Source organism: Proteus sp. fly-1008, assembly GCF_040140305.1.
Lineage (GTDB): Bacteria > Pseudomonadota > Gammaproteobacteria > Enterobacterales > Enterobacteriaceae > Proteus > Proteus vulgaris_B.
The window spans coordinates 1-11,513 of the sequence record NZ_JBEEWH010000019.1 but is presented as its reverse complement, the minus strand read 5'-3'; the positions used below and the strand labels follow the sequence as shown (position 1 = coordinate 11,513).

The following is an 11,513-nucleotide window of genomic DNA, read 5'->3' as shown; positions in this document are numbered from 1 at the left end:
GGGTTAATGCCTTCGATATCGATACCACCGTTAGCAATAGCAAATAAAGCACGCATGGCCCAGTTGTCGGCTTTAGTGATCGGCATTTCAGTAATGACGAATGTTTTACCTTCATCACGACCTTTTTCGATAGTGATAGTTTTTGTTTTTAATGACATTAGATTTCCTCTGCGCCTTCTGTGACCATGTTGAAATTGTAAGTTGTTCCATCGAGCAGTTTCTTACCACTTGGTCCACCTTTCATGGTGGTTAAACCGCCTTTGCCTGTGTAACGTTTAGCGATTGACGGCATTTCAATAATGATTTCAATCGGACGCACTTCCATATTGCTATTGAAGTCTTTGCGGATGGTTTCCATCACATCAATGGATGCGCTGTTAGGTTCTAAGTACAGTGTCCATGGCGTTTCGTGTGGTGTGTAACCAATGGATTGTTTGCCATCCACACCCATGCGTGTTTCGCCAATATTTGCGTCACCGAACTCCCATGCATTATCAGCTTGGAAACCCTGAATGCGCACCCAGTCATCATAAATACCTTTACAGCGGATCATCATGACTGAGTTTGCCGAGGTAATTGTTCTTTCGTTATGGCCCATACCCATAATTCATTACTCCTATTGAACGTTAATTGACGGTAAATTAACTTGCTGGACACTACCGCCATCTGCGTACCAGAGTTTTAATGGCATAGATTTACGCAATCCTCGGGTTTGAGCAGGGGTTTCACCAACGCGAATACACCAACCGGCGGTTTTCAGTTGCGATACCGCATCAAAACCAGCCTCGTAGTTAATCTGCTTTTTCTGTTGTTCGGATAATTCAACACCCGGCTGAATACCACCAAAGTTAAGCATTTGATTAGCAGGATCGGTTACTGCTGCGCGGTGCATGGCTCGACCCGCATCATTGTAAGGAACGCTCTTATTGCTCACCAACATAGTCACCAGTGCTAGTTGTAATTGGCTGTTGAAGAATACTTGGTTAACGTAGCTATCCATGAATTTAAACTTGCCAGAGATTGAGCCAGGATAAACAAAGACAAATCTGTCATTGGCTGTGCCGTATGCACCGTAGAAGTTAAACCCTAACTTCATTAATTCATCGGCTTTTGATTTCTCATCAACTGATGGCATTAAACCTTCTTGGTAACGGAATGACAGGTTTGTACGGCCGTTTAATTCATCAAAGTTAAGACAGGCAGGATAGCCACACACGAAAGCACCGTGAGTGTAATCACCGTACATCAGCATTGTGCCACCAACTTCTGCGCCAATAATCGCATCCGAGATGGTTTTTAAATCATCATCATTTGAGTGGTACAGTACGTGAATGTAGCGATCGTTCTGCAATGAAACCCAGCGAGAGATTGTGAGCTTTTCGCTTACTGAGAAGTCACCCAAAGTCATTACCGAAACAAAGTTACGTGTTTCTTTTGTAATACGAGGCATCAGCTCTTCAATAGAGTCAGCATCGATACCGTCATTTTTCTGTGCACCAGATGATTCAGTAATGCCCATAAATTCAGCTAAATCACCAACAGCAAACGAGATATTTCCTTTCGCTCCCTTTGTAGCACCAGAGATAACGAAAGTTTGCGATAGCGCATCATAAGCGCACTGACCTTTTGCACCCAGTGAAGCAGTCGCCGCTTGAGCTAAAGCAGAATAGCTTGTTACTTCACCATCAATGGTTACGGAAACTTTTTCACCATCAATGGTTAAAGTTAAATCACTTGGTAATGGGCTGAAATCACTTTCAGTGCGAACAGGAACTTTAGAACCAATGAGTTTTGCTGGCTCTGCCTCACCATTCATATAGGCAATATAGAGTGATTCAGGTCGAGAGGTTGAGTTAACAAAACCAGCGAAATAGATTTGAGTCGCTCGATATTCATCAGAGTCAATGCCGAACACTTCGCCAACTTCATCTTCAGATCCGAATGAGCGAACACCTAGCATTGATTCTGCTTTTTTCTTTGTAATAAACAGCGCGTTAAGTGCCAGAGGGTTACCACCAGTGCCAACGACACCGGGCAATATCTGGACGATATCGCTTGCTGGAATAGAATTCATATTTTTACCTTTTAAACTTGAGTGGTAGTGATAGAGACGCGGTTGACACCATCGGTGTGATAAGAGACTTCAGGGTTATATTGCAGGGTAACGTCTAGCATCATGCGGTTTTCGTATTGATTTGCCTCATTCACCAATACGTTTTTCTTTGGACTTCCGCTGTCTAAAGGTTTGCACTTTTTGAGCCGGTCGGTTGTGTATGATGACTTCCAGAGATTTGCTAAAACTCTTGATCGGTTATTAGCTTCTTCTCCGTAAAAATCAAACTGAAAGGTGGCCTCTACTGATCGCTGTGCTGTTACCTCTTCCGTTGGCGCTTCCCAATAATCTGCAGTGTAATCCAAATCTCTTTCGTACAGCATGTGCATGACAATACCGTCTTTGGGTACAGGCACATTATTTTCATAGCCACGAACGACAGGGCAGCCAAATAAATCAGTTAAGTAAGTCCATAGCTCAAGAAAGAGATTATCTTCAGTAATGCTTATTGTCGCCATAAAAGCACCTTAACCCATGATGGGTATGATTCTATGACCTTGGTGACCAGCCATTCAGATGGTTCGGATTCACCGTATGCAACGAAACTAATCTTGTCAGCCCCTTTATCTTTTGCTCTGCGAATGGCTTCGATTTGCCCTCTCGCATAACAGTAGATGAATTCACCTTGCTGATTGATAACGCCTAAATGTTCAAGGTCTTGAGTGCTCAAGCTTTGCATTTGGACGCTTATTTCATAATAGGCGAATTTAGGAACTTGCTTACCACCGGGGATAATTTCAAATCCCTCGTTGGCGATTAGGGTCGCAGGTAAGTTTTTGTTAACAACTTGAATAGCTGAGTTGGCAATGGCTCTAACTTTGATCATCAATCACCTCGTAGTTAACATCACCAATCATTACCCGCGTATCGACCAGTGGTTTATTTGATGAGTTAGGCATAACCTTTCTAATTCTTCTTATTTTTAAAGTAGCTGGAGATAGCGGAGGCTCAACCAACTCAGAAATTGATGTTTGAATATCACCTTTCATTCTTGCGCCAATTACCTCAAGAACATCTCTGGAACTGACACCAGAAGCCAATCCTCTCGATATCCCTCTAACCCACTCCTCCTTGTTACTATTAATGGCATTTCTAAAGAATGGTCTGGGCGGCTGATTATTTTCAGGAACCCCATACTCGTTCTTATAAGCAACCTCAGCTACACTCGTACCATCAGGATAGGTAGTACCATCAATAAACCCTGCCTTAACCTCGGTTGCATCCAGTCTCGCAGCTAAATCCGTTAGGTATTTTTCTAGCCCATTAGCCATAAATGCTCCCCGGATAGTAGTTAGCCATTCGATAAACTTTTGTGGCCTGCCAGTAATCCATTCCGTAAGGGCTAAGCGTGTACCATGCATTTCTAAACTCAATCGCACCAAGTTCAGAAGATACAGACACGCTTCCCTCACTTGCAGACGATACTCGCCCAACCATTCCTGAGCCACCTTTGCCGTCTTTATCGCCATATCTCATATATGCCAAATGAGCCATAAGCAAGTAGAGCAATCGCTCTCGCTTATCAGCCTGATAGACCAATGAGAATTCAGTGTTATCGAGGTAATCGGTAGCTTGGTCGAAAAGGAAAAGTAATAAATCGTCTGATATATTGGAAAACTCTGGGAACATGGCGCGGAACGTAGATTTATTCAGTTCCACGATTGCCATAATCAATCCTCGGTTAGTGGTTCCACCCCAGCAGATTTAGCACTGGCTTGCTCTAATCCCGTTTTCTGTTTGGCGCGCTCTTTTGAGGCATCTTCGGCAGATTTATAATCCGTCACAGCAAACACAATGCCATTAAGGAATATTTTCTGGTCTTTAAATGACTTCTCAAAAGATTCCCAAGCATCAGCAGGAACACCCCGAGTGATGCCAAACCCATTCAGAAGAGCGGATGAGTTGGCACCCAATAGCGTGATATCTTTGCCTTCATGCTTAAAGGTGATCCCATTAGGTAATTTACAACCAATAACATAACTTGAAACTTTAGCCACTTTACACCCCTAGCATTTGAGCGAATAAGAACGGCTGAGTGATTACCGCACCGTAAGTTGCGCCAGAATATTTTTGCTTCCAGCTTGAGGACATTGTGATAACTGGGTGAGCGCGAAGCTTTTCACTAAACGCACAATAACCAGCACTTTGACCTTGGGCTGTTTCAACAAACATCTGGATCAACTCACCAGCATCAGTGTCGTATTGTGGCGCGACTTCAATGCGTAGATTAGTGAACGTATCTTTAACCATTTTTTCAACAGAGTTGCCAAAGATTTCATTTGATTTTTTAAACCAAACGGAAGCTTTAGGGCTCATTGCAAGAACTAATGGAGATGCCATATCAACACCATCACCCACGGCACCATTAGTGCGAGCAATCAGGTCTGCATAAAGTGACAGGATATCGTTATAGATATCGATAATTTGCTTATCTTTCCACTGCGTTTTCCCATCAACTGTAGCAGGGGTGATTGGTGCTGGTAATGCAGGATCATTCAGAATGCCGTAGTTAAGCAAACCTTCAACACCATAGAAGTAGAACTTATTCTGCTCCTGATTCATAGTCCAAGCTGCGGCACGTTGTTTTTCTGCAACATAAGGCAACATAGCTAAACCATATCGCTCTTGCTCTAACTCACCGTAAGTTACCATTGTTTGATAACGGAACACTTGACGATTTTCCCATGCGTTTGTAACTTGGTTTGCACCTTGTTCGCTGTAATCATCATACGCGACCACGTCACCAGACTGCTCAACGCGCTGGATCATCATGGTATCTTGTGCCCATGACCCTTTCTTTCTCTCACTTAAAATGTCAGTTGCTTTTTGCTTAGCAAAGATAGTGCGGACAATTTCAGGATCAATAAAGGTTGAAACGATAGCAGGAATACCACCGTTCGCTGGCATGGATGGCTGAACTTCCGCATCCATGGCGAATTTAGTCACAGAGGGCGGTAGGTAAAAACCGCGAGATTCTGCTTCCTTCTTAAATGCTGAGAAATCAGCCTGTGTTAATTGTGGCATTATGCTTTGCTCCATGTAGAAATTACGAATAAATCACCAACAGCAGCAGCGCTTGCTACATACCATTCGGTTTCGATTGCACCATCAACAGTTGCGCCAGCATCACCCGTTTTGATTGTGCCGTCTGCTAATACCGCAAATACTTTCTGACCAACAATCGCTTGTGTTGCTGATTTAGCCCAAAAATCACCACCAACAATTGGAGATGCTTCACGGCCTTTCGGGATTAACAAGCTATTGCTTTGTAGGTAATCAATGGTGGCATTAGCATTGTTGTAGACAAAACCAACTGGCTTGCCAGCACCTTTGTTGTTTAATTTTTTAGGGTCTTTCGCGTCACGCCAAGCGAAACGACACATATTAAGGCCGTCATCACCTGCCTTGAAAGCACCAGCACCGCCTGCCGCTGCAATAATTGGGCTATTAGATGCTGGTTGGCCTTCCTGACCTACACCTGAGTAAAGGCGAACACTTGATTGAAATGCCATAGTTATTTATCTCCATCAAAGAACTTGCGAACATTATCGCGAGAGGATGCCGCAATAGGTGCGGAGTCTTGAGCCATCGTAGGCACTTTTGAGTAGGCATTGAAAACAGAACGCAGTCCTGATGCAGGAATTGATGCGTGATCTTCACATCCCATTTGCTTTAAAGCTGTCCGATAAACATCTTCTGCACTATCACAAGCCAGCTCTCCAACAACTGGACGAACATCACGCTCAGCTTGACGTAACTCCATAAATTTACGCTCTACGGCGCTAATGGCGGCATCCATAGCCATTTTGTTGTCTTTGGCTTTTTTGTCGTCATCGTTGTCATTAGCGGTTTTATTGGACTTATCATCTTTGCTATTGTCGTTATCCGCCGCCTTGCGGTCTTTTTCGCGATCTTTGTTTTCTCGCGCTTCACGCTCCTTGAGTTCTTTTTCTTCACGCTTTAAGCGCTCTGCTTCGGACTCATTATCTTTTTCAGCTTGTGTAGCTTCATCTTTAATGACATTTCCGACTTCTTTTTTAACTTCATCTGGATCTGCATCGCTAGCTAATTTAGGTAGCAAATACGCCCAAAGTTTTTCTAATTTTGACATCAGTTTGATTCCTATTGGTTTCGAGTCATAAACAAATACGTCGGGGCCTGCCCGACCACTTGGCACTATGGCCACATGGTTACAAACGATGTCACGCATTACGCCATCGTATGTTTCTCCCTCATACTCTCCCGCTGTCAAATCAAGTCGATAACGATAAGATGAGGAAATTTCTTTTTGCTTCTCCGTCTCCACTCCGAGAATTGAGTCCAGATCCCAAATAACCATTGAGTTTTTAAGATAAGTACCATCGAACTCTGCACGCTCTCCAGTAGAGCCGACAATCGCGTCTTTTGGTGGGTCAATAACGGTTACGCCGATGTGTTTATTGAGCACAGGTTTATTATTGAATGTACTGACGGCTTTCTTGAGCTCTTCTGGATCACGTAGTAGTCGATAGGCTTTATTTGGTTCTAAACCTAACTCTTCGGAGTTGGGTATTTCCTTGCCATAGTAGATGCAGACATTGGATTTACTGATCGGTGTTAATGCAACGTGCATCATCCCATCTTCGTCGTAAGTCCTGACGCTTGCTTTATCAAAGGCAAATTTCACATCTTTCATGGCTTACCTTTATTCAGACGTAAAAAAAGACCACCGAAGTGATCTGTTATTAGAACGGCAACACAGGTCGCCACACGCAACCGCAATTAGGCAATTGACCGGGCATAATATATTCGCCATCAATCAAGCAGCCTTCAGATAGCTTAAATCTCTTTCTTTCTCGACCTGCTTTAACGTGACTATGGCGAGGTTTATTACCACCACCACTATGCACCCACTCAGCCTCAACGATACCAGCAGCTTGTTGCCTTGCTGCCGATAACGCACTTGTTGCCTTGCGTGTTTGGTCACGAGCGATAAACTCAGCTCTACGCCGTGTAATGCCATGACGTTTGCCAAATTTACGCTCTATTTCATCAGCAAGCATTTTTCTATCACCGCCACGAGCAACGGCGCGATATACCATGCCTTCTACTTCAGTAAAGTATTTCTCAGGGATAGAGCGGATAAGAGAAACATTCTCAGCAATGATCGCCTCACGCTTCTCTAACATGGCGTCAGTCCATTGCATATTGATAGTCATAGACTCGCGCCTAGCTGCAGCCAATAAACCTCTATCGACTGCGCTTTGCGTTTTATCCATTAACTCATCTGATATTGGAAGTGCCTTATTAATGAATCGGTCAACCCATTTTCTTGCTAGAGAATCAAGCAGTCTTTTGATAAAAGTAACAGGATTAGCATCCATGGCTAAATTAGCATCTTGAGCAAGAGGATTGTTGCGAATGGCGTTAACTATTTCGCGTCTAACCTCGTCGTTCATTTCTCTAATTTCGGCTAGCAACTGCCTTTGATACCACTTGATATTGCCAGCATTATAGTTAATAGGCTTCAGTCTCGTTGTCTTCTGGCTCATAATCACCGTCCAAGTTTTCGAAACCAGCACCCTCTATACCCTTGAGAGCATCCCTAGCTTCCTCTGAGCTAACCAACATACTGTCAGCAGCAACCGCCACAGCATCAACGCGAATCTTCGTGATTTCAGCGCGTTCTTTTTCGCTAATCTCATCAAGCGGCCTGAACTCAAAGTAAATATCCTCTTTTATTTCTCCAAACTCTGAAAGCTGGATAATCTTGAAGATATTCTCTAAAGGTCGTCTTAGATTTCCGTCCTGATACCCTGACACAGTTTCATGCCATGTAGATAACTCTGACTCACCCGAGGCATTTAAACCTGCTGGAGCGTTCCCTAGGAGTTTTAAATTGGTGATGCGCGAAGGAATGCATAGTTGATCCTGATAGTTTGATAGCAGATTGGATAATTCACTTAGCGAAGTTTGCATGTGAATTAAATCTTCTCCTGTATCTATTACCCAAACACCGAAGTTATCCTGATATTGCGTAAACATCTTGATGCGCTTATCGAACTCGCCTGGCATTTGTAACCGCGCGTCCATATCAGTTTTAAGTGCCCTCATTCTCAATGTGCGGAGTATCTTAATTACGTTTTTCTTAGCATCACGCCAATCAACAACGTAATCCTCCATTAACTGAGTGAGAGATAACCCGCCAAAGTTGTAGGACGGCTTGAGAATATCTGGCACTGGGCGACTAACAATATCCATAAACCTTGATTCATGAACTGTTTTTCCCATAACAAACCACGCGCTTGGTTTATAGAAATCATCAGCTAACGGCCACTGCGTGTTGTACATGGCAGGATAAATCCAAGTCGGATCAACAACTCTAAGGCCTTTTAGCGATCCTTTTGGTATCTTCCGTGGGTCTAAGAATAAAGGCTTTTCCAACTCATCATCTGTCTTTGCACCAGTATCAATGTAAACATGAGCAACACCATACTGAGAGTCTTGCTTAACCGCATCGTGAATTAATCGCTTTACATCATATTTAACGAGTGCGTTTTCCATCAGCTCAATATCAGGATCTCCCTCTTTACGACTTTTAACTTCAATCCAGTTACGAGTCATCTCATCAGCGAATACACTGTGCATGTTAGAATATTCAACTTGCTGAGACATTGCCGCTAACTGCGGGTATCCACGAAACCCTGAATACTCATCACCAATCGACATCGTATTAAGCATGTCGTATGGCGTGGCATCCATTGCAAATACAGCTTCCTTTTTAGATTCAGGAACTACACCCGGCAATGGCTCATATCGCTCGAAGTGAGCATATTTCTTATCTTCACCTGATGTGGAAGCTTTTTCTAAATCAATATCTTTAATCCTGAACGGCTGTTTTCCGACAGGCTGTTGTGTTTTTTTACTCTTGCTCATCGGAGTATCTCGTCTGGAATGTTAAACAGAAGGCCAGCATTAACTTTCATCTCAGTGATGGCATCCATCATTGGATCCAACTGGTCATCATGCGTATTAAAATCAGGGTTTATTGATTCCATCTCCACAAGGAAATCACTAACAAATGGTTTGTCAGCAGGTAATTTTATATAACCTGACTCAATGAACCCTTGCGTATCCATTAGTCGAGTGTATTTATCTTTATCTCGCTGAATTGCCTTTATGGGACATAAGGCATCTTTTCGTATACTTTGAATTAGTCCTGTACCTGATGCCTTATCCTCCACCGCCATATGCCTTAGTGAGCCGTTCCTTATGGATTTGCACGAATTCCAAAAAGCGACAGCTCTACGCTTCAACTCGTCAGCTTCCCACTTGCCACGGATCATATCTATCAAATACATGTAGCCATCCATGCCAAGCCCCCAATGCTCAAACACAGAGAAGTCATTAACTTCTTTGGTTTTCTGAGCGGTATCACCATAAACAGCACGCCACTTAAGAGGTGGAAGCTCTTTATACTCACCAAACCATTCAGATTTAATTAGCCCGCCACCTTTTGCTGTGGGTCGTTGCTGATACAAGGCATTCCACACTAGCGAGCCGCGTTGCTTTGCTTTATCAACAAATGATTGAGGCATACGCTCAGGAAATAGGATTTCACCTGGCTTTCTAAGTCTGTATTTCTTACCGTTGAGTTCGTGAACCTCGTGTTTTTCGGCCTCCATAGGAAAGCTAACAACTCGCCATTGCTCTCCGCCTTCCTCAGCCTTTTTAAGTAATTGCCCAGCTAAGTCGTCTTTATGCCAGCGAGTAAGGATAATGATTATCCCGTTTATCTTTGGGTCGGCACGAGTAAAGAATGTAGTGTCATACCAGTCGATTACTGCCTCTTGGTATGTTGGGGATGATGCTGTTTTGTAGTCCTTTGCAGGGTCATCGATAATACCGATATTCATGCCCTGACCAGTGATACCGCCATTAACACCAGCAGCACGATATGACCCACCTTGGATATCACCTTTGGAGTTTATTATTTCCCATAACTCAGCAGTGCGTATTGCGCCACCCGCACCAGCCCGACTAAGAGTTAGGTTGGTTTCAGGGAATATCTCATTGTACCGAGGGGATGTTATTATTCGCTGTGTATCACGTGACATCCTGTTAGCCAAGTCTGACGAGTAAGAACACGCAATAACATTCCAGTTCGGATGCTTACCCAGAACATACGCAGGAAATCGCCTTGACGCCGCCTCACTTTTTCCTGAGCGAGGTGGAGCGAATATCATCAAACGAGGCATTAGCCCTAACTCGGCATCCTTCAGGAACTGATCTAACTCAGCAAAGAGAAGTTCATTAAACCAGCCAGTTTCATAAATAGGGTTTGTATATAGAGTGAAATCTAAAAGGTTATCTTTAGCTCTCTCAATTTGCCTTTGCTTGAACGCCTCAAGAGTCTGCAAGTTTCTCTTCGAGCTGCGACCTGTTTCTACCATGCCCCAACTCCTTTAACCTTTCCTCTAATTCTTCGTTGGTTATATCTGCGTACTGGATAGCTCCGCCATCCTTACCTGTGATTTCGTGATCTTGTTTGTCGCGCCACTTATCACGCTGCCTGTTCTTTAGCCAGAATATTGCTGCGGTCGTATCAGGGGGGTAATGTTTCTCTATCTCAGTCTTAACTATCTGGCTATCAATAACCTTGATATCGACATCAGGGGCAACATAACCGCATGCTCTTTTAAATAGCCTTTCCGCTACATCGGCATCAGCTAATTGCTTGCCCTTTTTTATGGACTCCAAAAACTCAATTTGCTCTTTCTTCCAGTTGTTGACTGTGGACTCTGCTACCTCGAAGAAATCAGCTAATTCTTTATCCGTGGCACCAAGCAAACACAACTTTCTCGCCTGCTCTGCATACTCAGGTCGGTAAGTAGATGATTGCCCTTTATTACCGACCGCATTCTTATTGCCTTTAGGTGCGGCCATATCCATTCCTTAAATCAGTGAATTGTTCGACCAGTATCGCTAACAGTTCGATACACCTTAGTCACAACGTTAACGATAAAATACTTAATATCGCTGACTTTAATATTAAGGGTGCTGAACCCACTTCGATCCACATGCAGAGTGAGAAACTTCCGATCATTATTCAATGGATACTGTTCGTTGCTGTATCCGATGAATATTTCTTCTTCGGTACACACTGTCACTTCGATATAGTCAATAACCTGTGGTTGTTTCATGCCTACCTCTTAAATTTCTTCAAACCGTGTATTAATAGTCACGCCGTGTTTAACGATAAATTGACTAACAATGGATGGGTTGGGATCAACGAGAAATACCAATGAGAATAAATGTAAGCATTCAACATAATAAGGCACCCACCACTTCATTTTTATGGTTGCTACCATTCTTCCTGTTTTCATATTCCACCCAATAAAAAAGGCCACTAGGGCCTATT

General features: G+C 43.4%; 16 protein-coding genes. All 16 read right to left on the bottom strand.

Translation table 11 applies throughout. From position 1 onward, the window contains the following. Positions 1-157 precede the first annotated feature (157 nt). From ABN256_RS18380 to ABN256_RS18305, 16 genes are read right to left on the bottom strand one after another with little or no spacing between them, the layout of a single operon-like run. The gene (locus ABN256_RS18380; protein WP_049206582.1) at positions 158-604 is read right to left on the bottom strand and encodes a phage tail fiber protein; all 447 of its coding nucleotides are present in this window, start codon (positions 602-604) and stop codon (positions 158-160) included. Positions 605-616: 12 nt separating this feature from the next. Continuing rightward, a complete protein-coding gene (locus ABN256_RS18375) occupies positions 617-2,074 on the bottom strand; it encodes a DUF3383 domain-containing protein (protein ID WP_349439872.1) in 1,458 nt (485 codons plus the stop codon). Between the two features lie 11 nt (positions 2,075-2,085). Further along, positions 2,086-2,571: a phage neck terminator protein gene (locus tag ABN256_RS18370; RefSeq protein ID WP_349439871.1), complete on the bottom strand. Its 486-nt coding sequence runs from the start codon at positions 2,569-2,571 to the stop codon at positions 2,086-2,088. Continuing rightward, the gene (locus ABN256_RS18365) at positions 2,559-2,939 is read right to left on the bottom strand and encodes a hypothetical protein (RefSeq protein ID WP_349439870.1); all 381 of its coding nucleotides are present in this window, start codon (positions 2,937-2,939) and stop codon (positions 2,559-2,561) included. Before ABN256_RS18365 ends, ABN256_RS18370 begins: the two co-directional genes overlap by 13 nt. Then, a complete protein-coding gene (locus ABN256_RS18360) occupies positions 2,926-3,384 on the bottom strand; it encodes a hypothetical protein (protein WP_349439869.1) in 459 nt (152 codons plus the stop codon). Before ABN256_RS18360 ends, ABN256_RS18365 begins: the two co-directional genes overlap by 14 nt. Beyond that, a complete protein-coding gene (locus ABN256_RS18355; protein ID WP_349439868.1) occupies positions 3,377-3,781 on the bottom strand; it encodes a DUF4054 domain-containing protein in 405 nt (134 codons plus the stop codon). Before ABN256_RS18355 ends, ABN256_RS18360 begins: the two co-directional genes overlap by 8 nt. A 2-nt stretch (positions 3,782-3,783) precedes the next feature. Beyond that, positions 3,784-4,110 carry a hypothetical protein gene (locus tag ABN256_RS18350; protein WP_349439867.1) on the bottom strand — a complete coding sequence of 109 codons (327 nt, stop codon included), beginning with the start codon at positions 4,108-4,110 and terminating at the stop codon, positions 3,784-3,786. A gap of 1 nt (position 4,111) precedes the next feature. Further along, the gene (locus ABN256_RS18345) at positions 4,112-5,137 is read right to left on the bottom strand and encodes a major capsid family protein (RefSeq protein WP_129037609.1); all 1,026 of its coding nucleotides are present in this window, start codon (positions 5,135-5,137) and stop codon (positions 4,112-4,114) included. Continuing rightward, entirely contained in the window at positions 5,137-5,625 is a 489-nt protein-coding gene (locus ABN256_RS18340; protein WP_349439866.1) for a structural cement protein Gp24, read from the bottom strand. The genes ABN256_RS18345 and ABN256_RS18340 overlap by 1 nt, the downstream gene beginning before the upstream one ends. Positions 5,626-5,627: 2 nt before the next feature. Next, positions 5,628-6,788, bottom strand: coding sequence for a DUF2213 domain-containing protein (locus ABN256_RS18335; protein ID WP_164526642.1), 1,161 nt, complete (start codon positions 6,786-6,788; stop codon positions 5,628-5,630). Between the two features lie 49 nt (positions 6,789-6,837). Further along, complete coding sequence (locus ABN256_RS18330) at positions 6,838-7,644, bottom strand: phage head morphogenesis protein (protein WP_349439865.1); 807 nt, start codon at positions 7,642-7,644, stop codon at positions 6,838-6,840. Then, positions 7,610-9,028 (bottom strand): anti-CBASS protein Acb1 family protein, encoded by a 1,419-nt coding sequence (locus tag ABN256_RS18325; RefSeq protein ID WP_349439864.1) that lies wholly within the window; start codon positions 9,026-9,028, stop codon positions 7,610-7,612. Before ABN256_RS18325 ends, ABN256_RS18330 begins: the two co-directional genes overlap by 35 nt. Continuing rightward, positions 9,025-10,545, bottom strand: coding sequence for a phage terminase large subunit (terL, locus tag ABN256_RS18320; protein ID WP_349439863.1), 1,521 nt, complete (start codon positions 10,543-10,545; stop codon positions 9,025-9,027). The genes ABN256_RS18325 and terL overlap by 4 nt, the downstream gene beginning before the upstream one ends. Continuing rightward, positions 10,499-11,038: a helix-turn-helix domain-containing protein gene (locus ABN256_RS18315; RefSeq protein ID WP_349439862.1), complete on the bottom strand. Its 540-nt coding sequence runs from the start codon at positions 11,036-11,038 to the stop codon at positions 10,499-10,501. Before ABN256_RS18315 ends, terL begins: the two co-directional genes overlap by 47 nt. A gap of 14 nt (positions 11,039-11,052) precedes the next feature. Then, a complete protein-coding gene (locus ABN256_RS18310; protein ID WP_349439861.1) occupies positions 11,053-11,295 on the bottom strand; it encodes a hypothetical protein in 243 nt (80 codons plus the stop codon). A 9-nt stretch (positions 11,296-11,304) separates the two neighbouring features. Continuing rightward, positions 11,305-11,478: a hypothetical protein gene (locus ABN256_RS18305; protein WP_349439860.1), complete on the bottom strand. Its 174-nt coding sequence runs from the start codon at positions 11,476-11,478 to the stop codon at positions 11,305-11,307. Positions 11,479-11,513: the final 35 nt, after the last annotated feature.